Raw genomic sequence first — 19,649 nt, forward strand, 5'->3', positions numbered from 1 at the left:
ACTAATCAGTACTAATTTGATGTAAAAAAAATGCTTCTTTTATCGAAGCAATTTTAAAAAATGATCTGCTGTTTTCGTGATTACAGTTGCATCTTTCAATGTTTCTGAAATAAATAACGCTCCTTCAAGATTTGTAATAAACAGTGATGCAACCTCATCAATATTAATCGTATTTCTGAATTCTCCATTCTCTACCCCTTGTTTAAGTAATAGAGAAACTTTCTTTTGTAATCCTGTAAAAAAAAGACCTATTTTTTCTTTTATTTGCGTGGCCTGTTTAGGACTTTGAATATAAAGAGTAATAAATGGACAGCTCCCCTTATACTCTCTCGATTGAACTCCTTGTGATAATTGCTTTAAAAACAGTTGGATACGATCTTCAACTAAAAATTGGTTCTGAGAAAGTACGTCATCAATTGCAGATTGATACATTTCAATCCAATAATCAACGACCCCTTCTAATAATACTTCCTTATTAGAAAAATGATAATACACATTAGACTTTGAAACTTTGCTTACACGTACTAATTCATCCATACTTGTATAAGCAAACCCTTTTTCTAAAAATAATGTTGCAGCTACTTCAATCACACGTTTTTGATTCATTAATTTTACCTTTGTCATAACTAGAACTATATAGTACTAATCTAAACATTGCAAGTATTTATGTTAATTTAGAAAAAAATTTGATAAAAAAATTCCACTAACATTGATTTTACTGTAAAGAAATCTTATTTTGAATAAAGTTGAACTGAACCCCGAAATTGTTAATTCACTATCGTCTAATAGAAGTCACCATACATGCCCATCAACTTAAGAAAAAGAAATGCCCCCAAAACGAAAAAATGAGCGGCTTCTCAGAATAGCTATCTGTAGAGAAAGAAAATTTTAATTTAGGGGGATATGAAAGTATTAGCTTGATGGTGATGTGGTGCTTCCCCATCGCTATCAAGCTAATATTCTGAAGTACGTCCAAAATGGGAATTTTATATTTCTATGGTTAATTAGATCTTAGTTATTTTAGGAATCTTAAATTTCCTCAGTCCAATTTAGAAGTTCTTTTCAAAAAATAGGGTTCTTAAGATACTTATCTTAAGAACCCTATTTTTTGATTTAGCATGGAAAGTATAATCTTTTCTAATTCAGCTTTATTTAAAACATCCTCAATAATTACAACTTGACAGGCATTGTCCTTTCCTTTTGCAGGAACAATCATTTTCATCCCCTTTATATTCCTTCCAGTTCATAATTCTCTATCTTGTCATTGTCATTAATCATAAATAAAATGGATCTTCTCCTGGTTCTATAGTGATGGTTTTTTCCTTGTTCTAAAATAGCGGATTGATAAATAAATTTTCTTAAAATTAAAGAAATTGAGCGCGCAAGCAATGAAAATAAACTATTCTTTTCATAGAAATATATAGAAAGTTCGACAATCCTAATTATAAAAATTCACTCCTTTATCATTGACAGAAAATTCAAATTTATTATATAATTTTGGTATTACCAATGTCTTGAACATGTATTACCATAAAATAAAGGAGACGATGACTTGAAAGAAAAGGAACGCACCTCAGATAAAATTGTGAACGAATTAATTAAATCCATATTGGCCGGTGTTTATTCTATAGGAAGCACTTTACCGCCGGAAAGAGAGCTTGCGAAAGAATTTGGTGTTGGTCGCCCAACTATTCGTGAGGCGCTTCAACGTTTAGGAAGAAGTGGATGGATAACAGGGAGAAAAGGAATGCCATCGATTATTAATGATTATTGGAGCAATGGTAATCTAACGACTCTTATTAATATTGTTGAGAATCATCATACCATTACAGATGAATTTATTATGTATTTATTAGAATTTAGAAGTTCGTTGACTCCGACTTATATTCGTAATGCTGTTACGTTTAATCAACCTAAAGTGGTTGCTCTCCTTGCTAATCTTGAGCAACTTGAAGATAGTGCAGAAAGCTATGCAGCATTTGATTGGGATTTGCAAAAAAGGTGTGCTGGGCTTGCTGCCAATCCAATCTTTCTACTCATTTTAAATAGCTTTGATTCCATTTATGTAGATATGGCAAAAAGGTATTTTTCTGTAAAAGATCATCGTGAGTTATCCTTCAACTATTATCACGATTTATTAAAAGCTGCATTAAAGGGAGATGCGATTGAAGCAGAAAGATTGTGTAAGACAACATTGGAGAAAAGCTTGGCTCTTTGGAAAGATAGAAAAAAAATAAAGAAAGCTGGAGGCGTGATAAATGAAACTAAAATATTTTAAAGAATATTTTTCCTATCCTGATATTTTGATTATGAGCTGTCTTTTCCTCACTAGCTTTGGATTTATGATTTTACATTTAACCTCTATCGGAATTTGGGGTGCTTTTATTTTGGGAATGATTATGTATTCCTTAGCTGAGTACGCTACTCACAGGTTTATTTTTCATCTAAAGCCACCAAAGAATGCATTTTTATTAAAAACGCTTAAGCGCCTACATTATGACCATCATACAAATCCGAATGAATTACATTTATTATTTTTACCCTTATGGTATAGTGTGCCAAACATTGTAATTTCAGGAGCGATTTTTTATTTTCTTTCATCCAGCTTTGTCATGACAAACGCATTTATTGCAGGTATTATGCTCTTTTTATTATTTTATGAGTGGAAGCATTATATCGCGCATCGCCCCCTTCAACCAATATCACCATGGGGGCGATGGATGAAAAAAGTTCATTTATGGCATCACTTCAAAAATGAAAATTACTGGTATGGTGTTACGAATCCAGCCTATGATTTTCTCATGGGAACCTTTAAAGACCAAAAAGATGTTGCCCAAAGTAAAACTGCTAAAAACCTAGAGAAACGTGGTGACCAGAAAATAGAATTATAAAAAATAATCCATTGTCATCATCCTGGAAATGTTGAATGAATTTTGCAGATTCGACATTTCTCAGGGAGTGGCAGGCATTTTTTCCTATTGAGTAGTACGCATGGTAATAGATTGCGTAAGGATCTTTTGAAAGTTTGTTCTGATTATTTACGAACTTACGTTCTTTTTAGAGGTATTTGTTGGAATGTCTATTGATCAATGAAAGATGAAAAATGAATGTGAAAATAAAAAAGAACTCTTTCATCTGTTGAGGAGTTCTTTTCATATAAATTACGATTGTGGTACCGTCACATCACCATCAAGCTAAGAAATGCAAATACCCCCAAAACGAAAAATAAGCTGCCTTCTGTCAAAAATACACGAAATTTTTAGCTTGAGGTGTTATAAAATTTTTAAGTTGATAGGTAGGGTCAATACCCCATCGCCATCACCTTAAGAATTCAGAATTACCCCAAGACGAAAAAATGAGCGTTTTTGTTACAAGTTAACACAAAATTTCGTTCTGGGGGTACTATAAAATTTAAGGTTCATAGCGATGTGACGGTACTCCTATTAAAGACATTTCTCCTTCTAAAGTAGACAGTACTTGCAATCTTAGTACGAATCACAGTTGAATTCATGTTACTTAATCGTTCCCATTCCGCCAATTTTAATGTTAACCTTGACGTTTACATCACCCTTTGCTAATTCATTATTCCATTTATTTTGGACTTTTTTCCATTCTGGATATGTGTAAGTTCTTGCATATTCTCCAAGCCCAATAGGATCAATTTTGGCGGTTTGTATTTTTTGTATTAATTGCTTGAAATCAGCTTCAAGCTTGGTTTCAATTGCCTTTTGTAATTTTTCTGCGTCCTTTCTTGTATTAAAGGAAAAAAGTCGTTCTGTAATACCAATTCTCATCTTTACATCTATATTAAATATAAAATGCTCATCATATCTTGTCTTTGTCTTTACTTTAATTCCGTAGGCAGTAAAACTTATCAAATCTTTATCTTGACTATCCGAATTTAGCTTAATTGGAACTGTAAATGAAAACTCCCCTGTAGTTCCTTGTTGCAAAATGCGTAAGAGTTTGTTTTCATCAGGTTTTAGCGTTAATTTATATTTTCCTTTTTCATCCAATAAAGCGGTACCTGTCACCCATATTTTATTCTTTTTTTTCACTTCAGTAATATTTGCTGTTAGCCCTTTGTCTGCTCTTTGCTCATATAGTTCTTGAAGAGTTGTTTTTACTGTGATATTTCTTAAAAAAGCGGTATCAACTAGTTTTGTTAAATATATAGGAAGTCGTGGCTTATCCTTTGGGCTATAGAAGATAACGTCCGAAACAGGTCCATCTACAGCGAGAACCCTTGCAGTAACTGTATTTTTTGGATCACGGTAAAATGGATCGAGGTAATTTTCCCAGTTTTTTTGTTTCAGTAACCTTTTTCCAACTAAAATAACCTGTGTTTTACTTCCCGCAGTAAGCGCCATAACCGTAGCATCAAATTGGTCTCTAGCTTTTCGGACCGTAGCAGATTTCACACCAGTTGTTTCTTCTTTTATTTTTGCTTCTTTATTGAAAACAGGGCTTGATATATACACTAATAAATTATCATTACGATCTAAATCGAGACCAAGAATAAGAGTAAGAGAAACATCTTCAACATTTCTTTGATCGAAGCATCCAGTCATCATGAACACCAATAACAAAATACAACATAGTACTTTTCTTTTCAATGTATCCTCCCCTGGCGAAACTTCTCGTATAGACAGCAATATAGCCACAAAATAATAGGTGATATATATGTTAATCCTAATCCAGCATTTGATAATACCTGTTGCCAAATTTCGGCTTCATTCCAACTAGGATGAGTCCAAAATGTGAATCCGATAATAAGTAATAAGAGAACAACTACATGAGAGCTGTGATCTTGTTTTCTAAGTAATTGGCTTGAACAAAATACAGAACAGTATAGGGCAGGAATCCATGATGTTGAAACAATGGTTAAGTAAACAGCCAATAAAATCATGTCAAAACGTTCTAAAAAACGAAATTCAATTACTTTCAGTAAATTTATTACCGGTTGATTATATTGCGTAATGCTATCAGGGCTAAAATAGGCAAAGCAAACAATAGTAGCAAATAAATAAAATAACATCGTTAAGGTGTTTGCTATAATCATTCCATGGACTGCATACTGTTTTTTTTGTAAAAACGGATATAAAAAGAAAGCAATATCAAACCCTAAATAAGCAAAAACAGTGCTTGGTACAGCCGTTAATATCGGTTTCCATCCTTCTTTTAAAAGCGGAAAGAAGGGCATCCAACTTCCATTCTCTTTAAGAGGGATCAAAAAAAATATCGGAATCCAAAGCGCCATATAAAAGAAAAGTTCTGAGTATCGCCCTAGAATGCTAGGACCGTTACGTGCAACAAAATAGGTAGGAATCGAAAATAACAAGATAACTATATAGTCAGGTGTTTTCGGGAGAAGCCATCCCTTAAGGTAAAGCATAGCGTTTATAAGAACGATACAAGAATAAAAAGCGAAGTACATCATGTAAATAACAACGAATGCTTTCCCTACTATTTTTCCAAACAATCGTATAAGAATATCATAAATCGTATCCTCAGGATATCTTGCAGCTGTTTTCACTATAAACACACCTGATATTGTGGAGAAAATCCAACCAATCAATATAGCTATCCATCCATCTGTTCCAGCCTTTTCTGCAAGCACACGTGGAAGCGATAAAACGCCAGTGCCCACCTGCACTCCATTAATTAAAATAATATACTGCATAAGAGTGATTTCATTATAGGCATACTTTTTCATAATTTCACCTTTTATTACGATTCTTTCCTTGTCGAATAGTTTGATTGGTTCCATTCCCCTTAGGACGCCTTCTTATTGTTCAGACTGAAACAAGGATCGTTTCATATCTAGTAATTTACTTGATTAGCTTGATGGGTATGGAGTAGTGCCCCTATAAACAAAACCCTCCAGAAACATCTATAATCTGCCCCGTTACCCAGCGGCTATCAGAAGAAGCAAGGAATGCTACTGCATCTGCAATATCTTCAACTTGTCCTATTCGTCCAAACACAGATGAATTCGTAGCAAAATTTCGTATTTCCGGATTAACTAGCAATTTCACATTCATATCAGTCTTCGTATATCCAGGCATAATTGTATTCACTGTTATACCTCTTTCTCCAAGATGTTTAGCTAGAGGAAGTGTCATCGTATTGAGTGCACCTTTACTTAAACCGTATGCAATGGATCCTGTAAAACCAAGTCTTACTTCAGCTGATGAAATGTTAATAACGCGCCCCTCTGCTCGTAGTAACGGTAATGTTTGCTGAATTAAAAAGAATGGCGCCTTAATATTTACGGCCATAATTTCATCAAAAAATTCTTCTGTCGTATTTTCAATCGTTCCTTGTGTACCTATCCCTGCATTGTTTACTAGAATATCAATCTCTGATGTACCAACTCTTATTTGTAATTCATTTTTTAATTGTTCTACTAGCTTTTTGACACCATCCATTGAATTGAGCTCAGCTTCAATTAAGAACGCTTTTCCTCCATTAGATTCAATCTCACTAATCGTTTCATCTGCAGCTGTTTTATTTCGGCCGTAGTGAATCGCAACTAATGCACCATCTTTCGCCAATCTCATTGCAATGGCACGGCCAATGCCGCGACTCGCTCCTGTTACTAACGCTACTTTCCCATCAAGATTCTTCATTTTTTCCATCCTTCCTAAATTTCCGTTTGATAAAAACCTATACTTATATTTTCATGCAAACACCAATCATTTTAAATATAGATTTATAGGTAATTTAGTTCGTTCACTTATGATATTATAGTTATAATTTGTGATTCACTTAAAAAACAAAATAAGGAGGCTACACAATGCAAAACGCAGTAAAATTGGATGAAATTGACCATAAAATTATGAACTTGTTATATGAAAATGCGAGAATTTCCGTTTCAGAAATCGGACGGATCATATCCATGACACAGCCTGCTGTAAAGGAACGTATGAATAAACTTGAAGATCAAGGAGTTATCGCAGCTTACCGAACAAAATTTGAGCCTTCCAAAATTAATAAAAACATTCAAGCATTCATCATGTTTAAAACGAGCCAATGCTCTGATTTTATCCAATATTGTAATGCCGCTCCTGAAGTAACAGATTTATATCGAATTAGCGGGGAATTTAATTATATGATGAAGGTCATGAGCGATTCGATGGATTCTCTCGCTACATTTTTAGACTCGTTAATGCAATTCGGATTATCATCTCCTTTAATTGTTTTAAAGAGTGAGTTTGAGGAGAAATTGTCGTTCTGATAAAGGGATACGTATTATCTCCCGCTAACAGTAAAAGTTTTTCCTTTATGAGAAAAACCAACAAAATCAATGATTAGTAAACAAAAAAGAACATTGATATTTCAATGTTCTTTTTTTATATCTCTACTTATTAATTAGATTGCTATTCGAAAAGAGCACCTTAATTCCCTTATCCCTGGTTCCTCTGCGCCTCTCTAAACTCTTCCTTCACCTTCTCTAACAACCCTTCTTCCGTAATTAATCGATACGCCGTATTTGCTAATGCTTTTGCCGATGTAATTAACGCTTTATCTCCTAGTTCTGAACGGGCTGCTTCTCTAAATTCATTCGTATGCGCAATTAAGTCATCTGGACCGATTTTAATGTACGGGTGAATAGTCGGTACGACTTGACTGACGTTTCCGGCGTCGGTTGAGCCGATGCCGATTCTTTCTTTACGATTTACCTCTTCACCTAGTAGTTCTAGTTCTTCCGCTACGATGTCGTTATATGTTTTTGTTACGAGTAGTTCATCGATTTCATTTTGGAATTGATGAATTTTTACTTTTGCACCTGTTGCTAACGCTGCTCCTTGTGCTATATTTCTTACTTTTTCTGTTACTTCCGCACATCTTTTTCGCGTAGCTGCACGGATGAAGAACCTTGCTGCGGCGTAGTCAGGAATAATGTTAGGTGCTTTTCCGCCTTCTGTAATGACGCCATGAATTTTCACGTCTGAGGGAAGTTGTTGGCGAAGTGCATTAATACTGTTGTAAAGCTGAATCACCGCATCTAATGCGTTAATCCCTTCTTCAGGTGAAGCTGCGGCATGAGCTGTTTTTCCGTAAAAATGAAAATCAAGTGGATCGACTGCTAGTGAAGGGCTCGTCGTCGCTGTCTTTCCGCTCGGATGAATCATAAGCGCCGCATCAATGTTTTTAAATAACCCAGCTTTTACATAACTCGACTTTGCGCTACCATTAGGCCCGCCCTCTTCTGCTGGTGTTCCAAACACGACAACTTCTCCGCCGATTTCTTCAAGCGTTTCTGATAATGCGATTGCTGCTGCAACGCTAATTGTGCCAATTAAATTGTGACCACACGCATGACCGAGTCCTGGTAAAGCATCATATTCCGCTAAAAATGCGATAACTGGTCCTTGTTTTCCTGAACTTTTTCGTGCGATAAAACCTGTTTCATGCCCAGCTATATTATGCTGCAGCTGAAAACCAGCACTACCTAGTAATAAACTTAACGTTCTTGATGCATAAAATTCTTGATTACCAATCTCTGGATTCGCATGAATATCATGACTTGTTTTTATGTACTTTTCCTTATTTCTTTCTATGCTCTCTTCAATTGTTTTTCTTTGTGACGTTACTCCTGTCGCTCCCATTTTTCTTCCTCCTTTTATTTTCACGTAAAAAAGCCTCTTTCTAAAAGATAGAAAGAGGCTTCTGTATATACAGTCAAAATGAGCTTCTTTCTTATCTTTCAAGTTACCTTGCTGGAATTGGCACAGTATTCGTAAAGAATCCGCTGCCGAGGTGTCATAGGGCCAGTCCCTCAACCTCTCGTGATAAGAATTTTCATAAAATTGTATTAAATTATTTTCATTCTAAGTTCATTCCAAGCAAAAGTCAAGGAATTCCTATGCGAATTTACCGAATATCTAAAAATCCTTTTAATACACCAATTGTCTCAGGTGCTTGTAGTCTTGCACATATGTACGGAAATTCCGTACTACCTTCAAACATCATTTGAGATGTGAGTGGTGCCCCTGCCCAAAAGATTTCATCATCGATTAATACAAATGGGAATGCTTTATTTTGTCTTTGTAACTTTACATTTTTCAATGGAACTGGTCCATCACTATAAACCGTTATTTGTGCATTTGTACGCATTAACGCTTGCCATACTCGTTTATCTACTTGCTTCGTACTTGGAAGTGAAATAATGATTTTTCGTTTTGCGGCTAAAATATCTTTTAATAGCCCTTTCGTTTCCTCCAGATTCATTTCCATAAACCAGCGTAATCGTTTCGATATTTTCCGCTCCCATAATTGTCTGGATGTCGTGCGATCATACACATCCCCGTGACGTTCTATATGAGCTGTTAATTGTGATAACGCTTGTTTTCTCGAAAGATTTTTACGCATATAATGGCAATCCGATAATTGAATGAACTTCCCTCTCGCTCTCGTTACTGCTACATTGACGAGGCGATGATTTTTATGGTCAAAGAATAACACACCAGGTCGTTCTTGTGGATAACTATCAACTGTATCAAAGATCATCATATCTCTTTCAGAACCTTGAAACTTATGAACTGTCGCCGCTAATACTGGTATCTTTTGATATTTCGTTCTCTGCAACATTTCCCTGATACACGTTGATAAAAAGCGTGACTGCGCCCTGTAAGGCGTAACCACACCGATAGATTGCACACCATCTAGCAGTCCGATTAACATCATTTGCATCGCTACTAAACCAGACATAATATTAAAACGAGAACCCGAAGCAGCATCTTTTAACGAAAATGCTCCCATTAAACTCGTATCAAATAAAACACTCGCCTCATTTGCGAACGGCTGTAACTGTGCAAGTTCTTTACGCTCTGAAACAGACGGATGATCGTATACTCTATTTTTATAAATAAATGAATTCGTAAACTTCGATATGTCCGCATGCATACGTCTTTGTTCCTGCAACATAAAAAGGTTGGGATGTGCTTCTGATTTATTTACAGAATCAACAATGCCGGCATGATAAAACATTTCTTCGCCGAGCCATTTGCGAACGAGTTCATGGTTCGCCATCGCAATCGGAGGTAACTGTAAAAAGTCACCACAAACGACGATACGTTTTCCGAGTGAAGCAGCTAATGCGATTTGCGGAACGAACGCCATACTCACTTCATCTACGACAACTAAATCAAATGTACGCTCATAAATAAGTGAATCAATTGCACATTTTGATAAAGTCGCACCAATTACTTTCGCATTTTCAATATATTCTTTTTCTACTTCTTTAATTTTCGCTTTTTGCTTTCGAAGATCACTTTCAATCTCTTGTATACGCTTCTTATCAGCAGATGTTGCTTTATACGATAAAATCTTTTCACGAAGTTCTTGGCGTGTTTCTTCTAAGTAGAGTCTTTCCTCACCCCATGATCCGTTCGTCGTTTCAACTAACTTCGACGCAAGTAACGTTTCATGATTTCGTATATGTTCATGTTGACTATAACCGTAACGAACAATTTCGCCAGGCGTCCATTTCTTTTTCTTTTCAATTTGCTTCGTTACTTCACTCATTAATACGTCCACTGCCGCATTACTATGAGCTAACACAAGTACCGACTTTCCTTTTTGGTAATGAGCCGAAATAATACGTGATAAATTGTACGACTTCCCTGTTCCAGGCGGTCCCCATACGTACGTTGTCGGATTGTAAAATGAACGATACGCCAATTCATTTTTCGTATTTTTCATCTTCTCAATATGCTTGGGACTACTCGTCCCATCGACAAGACGCTTTATACGATTACGTTTCAGTTTATCTTTTCGCGCTTCTTTCAATCTCTCTTGCAGTTGCTCTAACAATTGCCACGGTTCACTATATAAAACCGCTTCTCTTATTTCGCCTTGTATATAATCATTTAATTTCAGTTCTATTTCTAATCCATGTACAGATAATACTTCCCCTGTCGCTTCCTCACCATCGAACTCAATTCGAATTGGTGAACCTTCAGGTAAGCTTACTTCCGAAATAAGCTGAAATACATACACTGTATTTTCATAATCTGTATATAAAAAACGACCGTTCATGATAGAAATTTTACTACCGCCTATCGTTTTCCAATGTTTAATTTCATATGCTAATGCATAATGCCACTCTTTCATCGTTTCCGATAATGAAGGAGTTTGAGTAGGTGTATTCATCGTATAATCTCCTTCCTTCTCCCCAAACATACTTTCTCACTATACCATATAACACGCTAAAATTTGTAAGGTTTTTATCTTGCTTATTTTCTTAATTTTCAATATCATTTTACATATAAAATTTTCAGAAAGAAGGAATCTACATGCCAGTTAGAAGAATAGAACACGTTGGACTTATGGTTGCAAACTTAGAAACATCTATTACTTTTTATGAAAAAGTAGTCGGCTTACAGCTCATTAAACGTATGGGGCACCCGAATCCAGATTTAAAACTCGCCTTTTTAGGTGTGGAAGAATCGAAGGAAACGATACTGGAACTCATCGAAGGTTATAACTCTTCTCTTCCAGCAGAAGGAAAAGTACATCATATTTGCTTTAAAGTGGATTCATTAGAAGATGAAATTGAAAGAATTCAAAAACACGGCGTAACATTTTTACTAGGAGAAGAAATCGAAACATTACCAGATGGAACACGTTACATATTCTTCGCTGGCCCTGATGGCGAGTGGATTGAGTTTTTTGAGACGGAGAGATAAAGTAAGACTTTATTTTGCAGGATAGAAAAAGAGCCGGAATTCCGGCCCTTGTTTTTAACCAGTAATAAGGAAACATATCTTCAATCCGAAGAATGAGCTATATTAAAACAATCATTTTATTAGGAGTAAAGAATGATAAATATAATCTATATTATTGTTTTTTGGATTCTTATACTATTCCCTATTCTGTATGTAATTAAGATAAAGCATTGGAATTTAAAAGTAGTTGCCGTATTTGTTGGAAGAATCCTATTAAGTATTATCTTTTTCATAAATGGAATGGTGTTAGGACTGCAGCGAAATTGGGTAGAACCTCCCTATGAAACAGAATGGGATTTCTTTGTAAAGTCTTTACAACATGGGAAAACTGATGCGCTTATAGAAGTATTACTTCTAATTATTATCATCATTTTTGATTTACTAATTATATTTTATTATAAAAATAAAAAGAAATAAGTTAATTTCTTTCCTTTCATCTTGGACCATATTGATGAGCGAGAGAAAAATTCCCCCACAGTACTTTCACGTCACTTTCACAAATGTAAGAACTCTCATATATTACACTTCATACATCCTTTTCCAAGAAACAATATACCGATACACAAATCCCCTCACCATCAATTTAAGAATTTAAAAAAGAGGGGATTATCCCCCTCCTTTTACGCTTCCTCCGACTGTCGAAATTATTTAATATACCCACGATTCAGTTCCGTTAACTTTTCATTGATGTTAAAAATTCTTACTCTAATATTTTTAACACCAACTGCTTCAAGTCTGTTCTTGTGCATTTCAGCGTATTTTTCAGCATCTTGTTTTTCCTCAAATACATAAATGCCTCCAGCTTCTTTTGTTTCTTCATTCTCAGTCCATATTTTCCAGTGGAATCCTTCTTCTTCGTTAATACTATTTGCTAAATCCCAAAATGCTTCTTCCATTTCTTCACCAAAAGGACCTTCAAACGGAAAATCAACTTGTAATAAATACGCCATTTTTACTCACTCCTATTTTTAATATAAAATTCATCAGGAATTCCTTTGTATAAAAATCCTTCCCATTCTTTTACTAATTATGATTCGAATAATAGTAATGTCTAAATTCGTATTGCTATTATTATTCAAGCATTAATTTGAGAATCCCCCTATTTGTAAAAAAATCACAAAATGTTAGCAACTTGAACTCATACAGTTTAACGGCTTCAGGTTATGTTTAAAAAATATGATAACAACTTATTCCTATACTAAGGACAAACAAAACAAGTGCAGGTATCGCTTTCTTAAAGGAATCTCTCGCTAATACAATAAGAGTTAATGCAGCTGCAAGCATCGTACCGCCTAACAATAATCCTGCTAATAAAGCTACTATTGGAATCCAAATTCCTATCAACATTCCAATTGCTCCTACAATTTCAAAAGCTCCAGTTAAGAAATTAAAAAACGAAGGTAAACCAAATCGTTTGAACTCCTCTGCCATTTTCCCAGAAATAATTTTCGTACCTGTCATTAAAAAGAACACAAACAACAAAACTTTTACAATATTGATGAAAATTAAAATAGTAATCACACCTTTCTTATTATTTGATCAAAACTCAGTATTGTTCAGGCAGTAGTCACTACCTATACCCTATTTCCTGAGATTGATCATAGAGAAATTGCTTCAATTTTAAAGGAGTGAAAATTATATGCTATAGCATATATAATACAGAAATTTGACTGGTACTAGATAAAAAAGTGATCCTGAATCACATATCATAGAAAATAAAGCTACCTTCTCCTTCCTCTAAACAAATGAAATTATATGCTATAGCATATATAATACATAAAACAAAGTTTGTTCCTTATGAATAGCATAGTATTAATAAGGAACAAGTATTAATAGCGTGTATCATACAATTTGTTTAATAATGATTGTAATACTTTAATCTCTTCCTCGCTCAAATTACTCGTAACGAAATGGTGAGCGTCTTTCACTACAGGCAAGATGGTTTTCTTTAACTCGTCACCTTTTTCAGTTAAAAAAAGGTTATGTGAACGCCTATCTTGGTCATTCAAAGCCTTCTTTACAATCCCTTTTCTCTCCATTGACTGTATCATTCTTACGACAGTAGTTTGATCTTTATCAATAGCTTCTGCTAACTCTTTTTGAGTAGTGCCCCTTTGGCTACAAAGAACACTAATAATTCCCCACTGCTCTGGTGTAACTCCATAAGGCTTTAATTTCTTAGTAAAATAATTAGTCATTTTCACATCAGTACGATGAACAAGATAGCCTATTAAATCATGTAAGTTCATGGATCACCTCTATAAATTAAGATATAAAAGGATATAGCATACCAGTCAATTATTCACAGTGAATGTATTTGTTTCACTATTTATATGCTATGACATATATATTAAATTAGGTCATTTTAATTGTCAAATGAATTACCTATTGTTTTCAAAGTCAAAATCTATTCCATACATTCCTCTGGTGTGATTTCTGCTGACTATTTCTTCTCCATTCTACAGAAGTTCCGTAGATCTCCCCGCTTAATATGACCACAGTAATTTTTAGCGCTTCATCCTCTTTCTTTTTATGATGTTCTTATAACATTTTATAAAATTTGATATCTACAGGCAGCCACACATTTTCCACCGACGAATCCTTCTTGTCCGCCGATAATTCTTGCAAACTGTTGACAAATTGATTCCTCATTAATCGCCATACCTTTCATCATCGCCCCTTTTACTGTTAGGTTATGAATGAATACATAGGTCTGAAACGGTAATGAATCTATGCTATTATAAAAAAGACGATGGGAATCTAACGAAATCTATTAGCTCAATTATTCTTGATCATTTGTATTGTTACCAGAGTTTAAATGGTGCAGAATTTTTATTTTATCCCGCAGTAACGGGCAGTAACGCTCCCACCTCAAAATTTAGTGAAAACAAAGAAGTTAGGTGGAGGATCAACTGCCCGTAACAGCCCGATTGGTGAGGGCTAATAATCAGTGAGGGATATACACCCCACTGATTAAACTTTCACTTTATAAGGTGTTTTTCCTTTTATGCTTGCTGGGCGACTGAAGATAAAACTCGGCTATTATATGTTAAGATATTTTTAGAGGGCATAAAAAAACACCCTAAGGTGCCATCCTCTGACTTGAGAATCATATCTATGTATGGAAAAAATCAGAAAAAACAAATACAAAAGAGAAGCTTCTAACTATAATTTATAGAGTTCTTATGGCATTAATTACTTACATACATATTTCATTATTTACCGGAAGAAGAATCCCCGTTATATTACTTTCTAATCAGTCTCGTTAAAGCCATCCCAAGAAATCCAGTACCCATTCCTATTAGCCATCCAGTTTGAGTACTTCCTAACATAGATCCCACTCCTCCACCAAGAAACATGCAGCCAACGAATACTAATCCTCCAATTCCCCAATTCGGCCTTTCCATAATTCAAACACACCCTTTCAATAAAACATATGCTATTAGCTACCTAAACTTTCTTGCATAGGATATGTTAATTATTTCTCTAGAGAGGGTATCGTTATTTAGCTTAAGTTTAGCAACTTTCAGGGAATTCAAAAGACGCGGAGATTGACCGATTTGAAGGGATTACAGGAGAAGATTTTTTGTATTATAATAACTTAATGGTTGTGGAACAAATTCTTCTTCAACTAACCAGCTAATAAAAATCTGGAGGTTTTCCACAATCGAAGCTCATCGCCATCAAGTTAACATACCTCACCCAGTTCTTATTGTTGCAAGATAAGCAGCATATAATCAATTAAAATAATGTAACAGCCGACATTAGCGGCAAAATTATTAAGAAAAGACATTCCAAATATGGAACGCCTTCTTTTTTATAAAATCATTCACTTAAATTTATTCTAAAAAATTCCAATTAATAAAATCAAACATTTAACGAAAGAAATTTGTTACTTGCATAACGCTCTTCTAACTTTTTTTGCGAAAATTAGTGGATCATCAACGTCTTCGATATTAACGTAAATCAAATTCGGATTATCACATAACCATTCATTGTGTATAGACGAAACAACTATACCTTGTTTAATAATTGTAGCAACAAATTCAGTAACTTCCTTTTGCAAGAGTGCTACTCGGCCTAGGCATAATGCCCGTCCAGTTTTATGATCTCTTGATTCAAATGAGAAGGAAGTTGTTACTCTAAAACGTTTTCCTAAGATTGTTGCTCGTATTTCCTCCCGATTTATTGTTGCTACACATTTTCCACCGGCGAATCCTTCTTGTCCACCGATAATTCTGGCAAACTGTCGACAAATTGATTCCTCATTACTCGCCATATTTTCAATCATCCCCCTTTTACTGTTAGGTTATGAATTCATACATAAGTCTGAAACGGTAATGAATCTATTCGGTTACAAAAAGATGATGGCACTCTAATAAAATCTGTTAGCCCAAGTATTCTTGGTTATATGAATTATTACTAGATTGTAAATGATGGGAGTTTTACTACCCGCAAATAGCGGGATGAATTTCCAAAAGTAAAACCCCAGAAATCCAAAGGTCTCTGGGGCTTCATTATATATTTAGCTCTTTTTGCTTTTTATTTTGTTTATGTCTATAAAGCAATTTTCGACTTATGAGAGAAATCAGTAATAAGATCAGTACTAGTACGAAAAGTTGCATATATGATAAATTAAAATATTTAGCACCTGTAACAAGTAAAAGTGTAGAAATCGTACCTTTTACAATGAAAAAAATAATAATCCATAATCCGCCTTTTTTCCAGTTCATTTTTACTTACCCTTTCCTACGTTTAAATTCATAAAAAAATTAGTGATAGTTCTTGAAAGTGACATTTTAATTGAAATCTATTACATTAATAAAAAAGTAGACTTTTTTTCACAAAAATCATATCCAATTACATGGGACGATTCCATAATAAATGCAAATGATATTCATTGTCAATTTTATTCAACATTTTTAATTCCGATCGTCTACATTGTTCTTTCAGATAGTGACATTTCTTTTTTGTTTCTACAACCGCGACACATCTTTGCAGAAGGAAATCACTTATCTATTTTCACAAGCTGTTTGCCTTGTTCTTGTAGCTTATATGCTAATTATACTTCATTACATTGCTTGGAAATATTAAAAATCACAAGGAAAAGAAGCTAACAATAAATTGTTAACTTCTCAGCTTAAGGAAAAATAGTATCTTTCCTTATTTTTTAATATCTAGGTTGTGATTTAATATTGGTAAGATGAGCATCAAACATATCAATGATTTCAAGAAATCTATCCGCTTCACGAAATACATGATCTGCTAATAATGGATGAATGATACTCTTTATTTTACATTGCTCAATTAAATCACGTGCCGTTTTCTTAAAATCCCGAAGAGATGTGACTGACACACGATTTTGATCTAAAAATTGATCTAAAAGAGAAACTGTTTGAGATTGTGGTTTCATAGATTCTAAGTCAATTGCTTGATACATTAATTCATCAAAATCATTGCTAAAATTCCGTGCTGTATCTACAAGCTTTCTTTCCGATGGATCAAGAAGATGACCAATAAATTTAGCATGGTCTGCCATAATCCTTAAAAAGAAAACATTTTCTTTAATAATAGCATCAGGAAGGGCATCTAATTTATCTTCATTTAATTCAATTAAACGTTTTCTAAAATAATCAGCTTCCCTACTTGTATGATCAACTAACAGTGGAAAATTATTTTGCCCTGGCAATTTACACGTGAGAATTAATCCTAAAATTTTTCTTTTAAATCCCCAAATATTAGTTGCAGCTTGTTGTACTTCTGCATTAAATCTTTTTATTTGCTCAGGATCTGTTTCATTTGTATAGGAATACGCTATTTGTTCGATATGTTCAAACAATCGATAAAATTGATTAGCTTCTTCGATTAGTTGGGTATCCTCACATCTAAACCCCAATCGAAGAAAAAAAGAATGCTCCTTCATGATTCTAGACCAAAAACGAATTTCATTTAATGATCGTTCAACAAACATGACAGACGTAACACCCGTATCAGGATGTAATGAGGTCTCATCCCTATTCATTCTTAATCCCCCCAGTAAATACTAAGCTAGTTCTATTCTTATGAGTAAAAAAATATATAAATGCCATCAATAAAAATTCATGATGATATTAAGCAAGTTCTTTTGGAAATAAAGAAAAGATACCATCAGATGCCTTTCTCTGAATTGATAACCACATGTTATGTTTAAATGTACCTAGATAACAGTTCCCCCCGCACACGAGAAGTACATAGTATACATAATAAAAAAGAAGCAGAAAATCACTCACGATTTTCTGCTTCTTTTTTTAATTTAAGTTCTTCTTACATACATCGCTTCACGCAAGATTGCTATTTTCTAGTACACGATAACTGGATCATACGTGTTCAAATTATCATACACAGTTTTTGCAACATTAGGAAGAAGGTTAACACACCCACCTGATCCCCCTGTTAAATAGGCATTATTCGCCCAGTTTGTTCGCCAGCCAGCATCATGGAATCCTTGACCGCTATTTGTGAATGGTACCCAGTAATCTACTTTAACTGCATAATCAGCTTTACCTACTGCGCTGCCTTTCAACGTGTATGGTGTTCGTTTATACAGAACGTACCACACACCTGGTGATGTATCTTCACTCGTGCTATGTTTACCAGTTACTACATTTGTTGTGACTGCTAATTTGCCATCTTTATAAATCCAAATTTGTTGATCTGCAATTGAAACTTCCGCATACGTGTCTCCAATACCGTTATTCGCTGTTGTTTCATAACCGATACCTTCCTTCTCCCAACCATTTCCGTGAATATTAGAAGCAGATAGCGATTTTTCACCCTTTTCAAAAGCTTGTTGAACTTGTTTTGTTTCTTTTTCAACATCTAGTGCCCAGCCGTAGCCTTGTCCTTTTACTGATATAACCGAACCGGAATGGGTTTTAAAGCTGAAATTTTTATTTAATGTTGATTTAGCATTATTAATTTCAGTAATCTTTTTCTTAATGTCACTCGCATCGATTGTCACTTTCATATCCTTTGACATAGAGGCATTTTGAATTAAATCTTTCGCTTTTAAAGGATACACTTCATTCTGTACTTTATATTCAACGGACTGCCCAAGAAGATTCTGTAGTGCTTGCTCCTCTTTTTTGATAATTGGATCGTCTTCTTTAATAGGCTGTATGTATGTAGACTTCAGATGAATTTCGCTTTTATATTTCTGTTTGTCGTAATCTTTCAATAGACTAGTAACGTCATACTGTTTTCCATCAACGCTCTTCGAAATAACAATTTTTCCTTGTTCAAGCTTCGCCATAGCATCTTCAGGTGCTTTTAATTCTTTATTCATAGAAACGAGCTTTTCTTCTACAAGTTTTTTCATCGTTTCACTACGATACTGATCCGCCTTTTCCGGTAGCACTGAATAATTTTTTTCCTTTGAGGAAGGGAAAAATGTCCACTGGCTTTTTAATAGTTTCTTAACTTGAGGCAAATCTTTTTCCGTAAGTTCTGTTTTTGTCTCTTTTTCATCTAAAATTTGTTGTTGATCGACATAGACTTTATTTGCTAGTCCAGATGTTTTTAATTTCTGTATTGCCTGATCAGCACTCATACCACCAACTTTGGTGTCATTAATCGTAACATTCGAATTGAAGTGAGTTGCCTGATAATAACTCACTCCCCCAACGAGAAGCGCAATTATACCAACACCCGCTGCGATAAATTTCCAATTCGGAGAACGTTTTCTTGATCTTACTCGTTTTTTATGAACTTCTTCAACTGATTCATTTACTGTATTGTTGTTCATCAATTTTTCCCCCATAGACATTAACGTCAATCGATTTTAAACCAAAACCATTGACTAGTGTACCTTATTTTTCCTGAAATTTCATTATTTTTGACAAGATTTTATCGCATTTATTTAATCAAACTTAGTTT

At 34.5% G+C, this 19,649-nt stretch carries 20 protein-coding genes, 2 pseudogenes and 1 riboswitch; of the genes and pseudogenes, 5 read left to right on the forward strand and 17 right to left on the reverse strand.

Annotated elements, in window-relative coordinates:
- Positions 1-39 precede the first annotated feature (39 nt).
- Both ACS2MN_RS09320 and ACS2MN_RS09325 read right to left on the reverse strand, forming a co-directional pair.
- Positions 40-606: a TetR/AcrR family transcriptional regulator gene (locus ACS2MN_RS09320; RefSeq protein ID WP_001072320.1), complete on the reverse strand. Its 567-nt coding sequence runs from the start codon at positions 604-606 to the stop codon at positions 40-42.
- A gap of 481 nt (positions 607-1,087) precedes the next feature.
- Entirely contained in the window at positions 1,088-1,216 is a 129-nt protein-coding gene (locus ACS2MN_RS09325; RefSeq protein ID WP_254905107.1) for a hypothetical protein, read from the reverse strand.
- Between the two features lie 336 nt (positions 1,217-1,552).
- Here ACS2MN_RS09325 and ACS2MN_RS09330 point away from each other — a divergent pair, with 336 nt between their 5' ends.
- Positions 1,553-2,278 (forward strand): GntR family transcriptional regulator, encoded by a 726-nt coding sequence (locus tag ACS2MN_RS09330; RefSeq protein ID WP_000659656.1) that lies wholly within the window; start codon positions 1,553-1,555, stop codon positions 2,276-2,278.
- Positions 2,259-2,891 (forward strand): sterol desaturase family protein, encoded by a 633-nt coding sequence (locus tag ACS2MN_RS09335; RefSeq protein ID WP_000770122.1) that lies wholly within the window; start codon positions 2,259-2,261, stop codon positions 2,889-2,891. The genes ACS2MN_RS09330 and ACS2MN_RS09335 overlap by 20 nt, the downstream gene beginning before the upstream one ends.
- Before the next feature lie 621 nt (positions 2,892-3,512).
- Here the strand turns inward: ACS2MN_RS09335 and ACS2MN_RS09340 are convergent.
- From ACS2MN_RS09340 to ACS2MN_RS09350, 3 genes are all read right to left on the reverse strand, one after another.
- A complete protein-coding gene (locus ACS2MN_RS09340) occupies positions 3,513-4,616 on the reverse strand; it encodes a Ger(x)C family spore germination protein (protein ID WP_000824422.1) in 1,104 nt (367 codons plus the stop codon).
- On the reverse strand, positions 4,613-5,716 hold the full coding sequence (locus tag ACS2MN_RS09345; protein ID WP_015000689.1) for a GerAB/ArcD/ProY family transporter: 1,104 nt from the start codon (positions 5,714-5,716) through the stop codon (positions 4,613-4,615). Before ACS2MN_RS09345 ends, ACS2MN_RS09340 begins: the two co-directional genes overlap by 4 nt.
- 151 nt (positions 5,717-5,867) lie before the next feature.
- Positions 5,868-6,632 (reverse strand): SDR family oxidoreductase, encoded by a 765-nt coding sequence (locus ACS2MN_RS09350; RefSeq protein WP_346994507.1) that lies wholly within the window; start codon positions 6,630-6,632, stop codon positions 5,868-5,870.
- 167 nt (positions 6,633-6,799) lie between these two features.
- On the opposite strand from ACS2MN_RS09350, the gene ACS2MN_RS09355 reads away from it, so the two are divergent.
- On the forward strand, positions 6,800-7,240 hold the full coding sequence (locus ACS2MN_RS09355; protein ID WP_001178574.1) for an Lrp/AsnC family transcriptional regulator: 441 nt from the start codon (positions 6,800-6,802) through the stop codon (positions 7,238-7,240).
- 169 nt (positions 7,241-7,409) lie between these two features.
- Here the strand turns inward: ACS2MN_RS09355 and ACS2MN_RS09360 are convergent, their stop codons facing one another.
- Together ACS2MN_RS09360 and ACS2MN_RS09365 are read right to left on the reverse strand one after the other, a co-directional pair.
- Positions 7,410-8,615 (reverse strand): M20 family metallopeptidase, encoded by a 1,206-nt coding sequence (locus ACS2MN_RS09360; protein ID WP_000501381.1) that lies wholly within the window; start codon positions 8,613-8,615, stop codon positions 7,410-7,412.
- Between the two features lie 88 nt (positions 8,616-8,703).
- A riboswitch (SAM riboswitch) is annotated at positions 8,704-8,805 on the reverse strand.
- 75 nt (positions 8,806-8,880) lie between these two features.
- Complete coding sequence (locus tag ACS2MN_RS09365; RefSeq protein ID WP_346994506.1) at positions 8,881-11,190, reverse strand: AAA domain-containing protein; 2,310 nt, start codon at positions 11,188-11,190, stop codon at positions 8,881-8,883.
- A gap of 113 nt (positions 11,191-11,303) precedes the next feature.
- On the opposite strand from ACS2MN_RS09365, the gene ACS2MN_RS09370 reads away from it, so the two are divergent.
- Together ACS2MN_RS09370 and ACS2MN_RS09375 are read left to right on the forward strand one after the other, a co-directional pair.
- Positions 11,304-11,696 carry a VOC family protein gene (locus tag ACS2MN_RS09370; protein WP_001145291.1) on the forward strand — a complete coding sequence of 131 codons (393 nt, stop codon included), beginning with the start codon at positions 11,304-11,306 and terminating at the stop codon, positions 11,694-11,696.
- A gap of 132 nt (positions 11,697-11,828) precedes the next feature.
- Positions 11,829-12,152 carry a hypothetical protein gene (locus ACS2MN_RS09375; protein WP_098139113.1) on the forward strand — a complete coding sequence of 108 codons (324 nt, stop codon included), beginning with the start codon at positions 11,829-11,831 and terminating at the stop codon, positions 12,150-12,152.
- Between the two features lie 227 nt (positions 12,153-12,379).
- Here the strand turns inward: ACS2MN_RS09375 and ACS2MN_RS09380 are convergent, their stop codons facing one another.
- The 10 genes and pseudogenes from ACS2MN_RS09380 to ACS2MN_RS09425 form a co-directional block, all read right to left on the reverse strand.
- A complete protein-coding gene (locus ACS2MN_RS09380; protein WP_000323748.1) occupies positions 12,380-12,685 on the reverse strand; it encodes a monooxygenase in 306 nt (101 codons plus the stop codon).
- A 217-nt stretch (positions 12,686-12,902) separates the two neighbouring features.
- A complete protein-coding gene (locus tag ACS2MN_RS09385; RefSeq protein WP_044810070.1) occupies positions 12,903-13,253 on the reverse strand; it encodes a DoxX family protein in 351 nt (116 codons plus the stop codon).
- A 311-nt stretch (positions 13,254-13,564) separates the two neighbouring features.
- Positions 13,565-13,984 carry a MarR family winged helix-turn-helix transcriptional regulator gene (locus ACS2MN_RS09390; protein ID WP_001048561.1) on the reverse strand — a complete coding sequence of 140 codons (420 nt, stop codon included), beginning with the start codon at positions 13,982-13,984 and terminating at the stop codon, positions 13,565-13,567.
- 326 nt (positions 13,985-14,310) lie between these two features.
- Positions 14,311-14,436, reverse strand: a pseudogene (locus tag ACS2MN_RS09395) (DUF1259 domain-containing protein); the annotation flags it as partial.
- A gap of 544 nt (positions 14,437-14,980) precedes the next feature.
- A complete protein-coding gene (locus ACS2MN_RS09400; RefSeq protein WP_000441014.1) occupies positions 14,981-15,142 on the reverse strand; it encodes a hypothetical protein in 162 nt (53 codons plus the stop codon).
- Positions 15,143-15,627: 485 nt separating this feature from the next.
- Entirely contained in the window at positions 15,628-16,014 is a 387-nt protein-coding gene (locus ACS2MN_RS09405; RefSeq protein WP_346994505.1) for a DUF1259 domain-containing protein, read from the reverse strand.
- Positions 16,015-16,252: 238 nt separating this feature from the next.
- Positions 16,253-16,468: a hypothetical protein gene (locus ACS2MN_RS09410; RefSeq protein ID WP_001104095.1), complete on the reverse strand. Its 216-nt coding sequence runs from the start codon at positions 16,466-16,468 to the stop codon at positions 16,253-16,255.
- Between the two features lie 209 nt (positions 16,469-16,677).
- A pseudogene (locus tag ACS2MN_RS09415) lies at positions 16,678-16,797 on the reverse strand (RNA-guided endonuclease TnpB family protein); the annotation flags it as partial.
- 108 nt (positions 16,798-16,905) lie between these two features.
- Positions 16,906-17,757: a DUF2935 domain-containing protein gene (locus ACS2MN_RS09420; RefSeq protein WP_346994504.1), complete on the reverse strand. Its 852-nt coding sequence runs from the start codon at positions 17,755-17,757 to the stop codon at positions 16,906-16,908.
- A gap of 315 nt (positions 17,758-18,072) precedes the next feature.
- Positions 18,073-19,518 carry a L,D-transpeptidase family protein gene (locus ACS2MN_RS09425; protein WP_001064113.1) on the reverse strand — a complete coding sequence of 482 codons (1,446 nt, stop codon included), beginning with the start codon at positions 19,516-19,518 and terminating at the stop codon, positions 18,073-18,075.
- Positions 19,519-19,649: the final 131 nt, after the last annotated feature.

This window comes from Bacillus cereus group sp. BceL062 (assembly GCF_051780025.1).
GTDB classification, from domain to species: Bacteria; Bacillota; Bacilli; order Bacillales; family Bacillaceae_G; genus Bacillus_A; species Bacillus_A toyonensis.

Excerpts from the sequence above, each read along its gene's own strand:
- ACS2MN_RS09320 (WP_001072320.1), bottom strand. The coding sequence starts at position 606 with ATGAATCAAAAACGTGTGATTGAAGTAGCTGCAACATTATTTTTAGAA.
- ACS2MN_RS09325 (WP_254905107.1), bottom strand. The coding sequence starts at position 1,216 with ATGATTGTTCCTGCAAAAGGAAAGGACAATGCCTGTCAAGTTGTAATT.
- ACS2MN_RS09335 (WP_000770122.1), top strand. The coding sequence starts at position 2,259 with ATGAAACTAAAATATTTTAAAGAATATTTTTCCTATCCTGATATTTTG.
- ACS2MN_RS09345 (WP_015000689.1), bottom strand. The coding sequence starts at position 5,716 with ATGAAAAAGTATGCCTATAATGAAATCACTCTTATGCAGTATATTATT.
- ACS2MN_RS09350 (WP_346994507.1), bottom strand. The coding sequence starts at position 6,632 with ATGAAGAATCTTGATGGGAAAGTAGCGTTAGTAACAGGAGCGAGTCGC.
- ACS2MN_RS09355 (WP_001178574.1), top strand. The coding sequence starts at position 6,800 with ATGCAAAACGCAGTAAAATTGGATGAAATTGACCATAAAATTATGAAC.
- ACS2MN_RS09360 (WP_000501381.1), bottom strand. The coding sequence starts at position 8,615 with ATGGGAGCGACAGGAGTAACGTCACAAAGAAAAACAATTGAAGAGAGC.
- ACS2MN_RS09365 (WP_346994506.1), bottom strand. The coding sequence starts at position 11,190 with ATGTTTGGGGAGAAGGAAGGAGATTATACGATGAATACACCTACTCAA.
- ACS2MN_RS09370 (WP_001145291.1), top strand. The coding sequence starts at position 11,304 with ATGCCAGTTAGAAGAATAGAACACGTTGGACTTATGGTTGCAAACTTA.
- ACS2MN_RS09375 (WP_098139113.1), top strand. The coding sequence starts at position 11,829 with ATGATAAATATAATCTATATTATTGTTTTTTGGATTCTTATACTATTC.
- ACS2MN_RS09380 (WP_000323748.1), bottom strand. The coding sequence starts at position 12,685 with ATGGCGTATTTATTACAAGTTGATTTTCCGTTTGAAGGTCCTTTTGGT.
- ACS2MN_RS09390 (WP_001048561.1), bottom strand. The coding sequence starts at position 13,984 with ATGAACTTACATGATTTAATAGGCTATCTTGTTCATCGTACTGATGTG.
- ACS2MN_RS09400 (WP_000441014.1), bottom strand. The coding sequence starts at position 15,142 with ATGGAAAGGCCGAATTGGGGAATTGGAGGATTAGTATTCGTTGGCTGC.
- ACS2MN_RS09405 (WP_346994505.1), bottom strand. The coding sequence starts at position 16,014 with ATGGCGAGTAATGAGGAATCAATTTGTCGACAGTTTGCCAGAATTATC.
- ACS2MN_RS09410 (WP_001104095.1), bottom strand. The coding sequence starts at position 16,468 with ATGAACTGGAAAAAAGGCGGATTATGGATTATTATTTTTTTCATTGTA.
- ACS2MN_RS09420 (WP_346994504.1), bottom strand. The coding sequence starts at position 17,757 with ATGAATAGGGATGAGACCTCATTACATCCTGATACGGGTGTTACGTCT.
- ACS2MN_RS09425 (WP_001064113.1), bottom strand. The coding sequence starts at position 19,518 with ATGAACAACAATACAGTAAATGAATCAGTTGAAGAAGTTCATAAAAAA.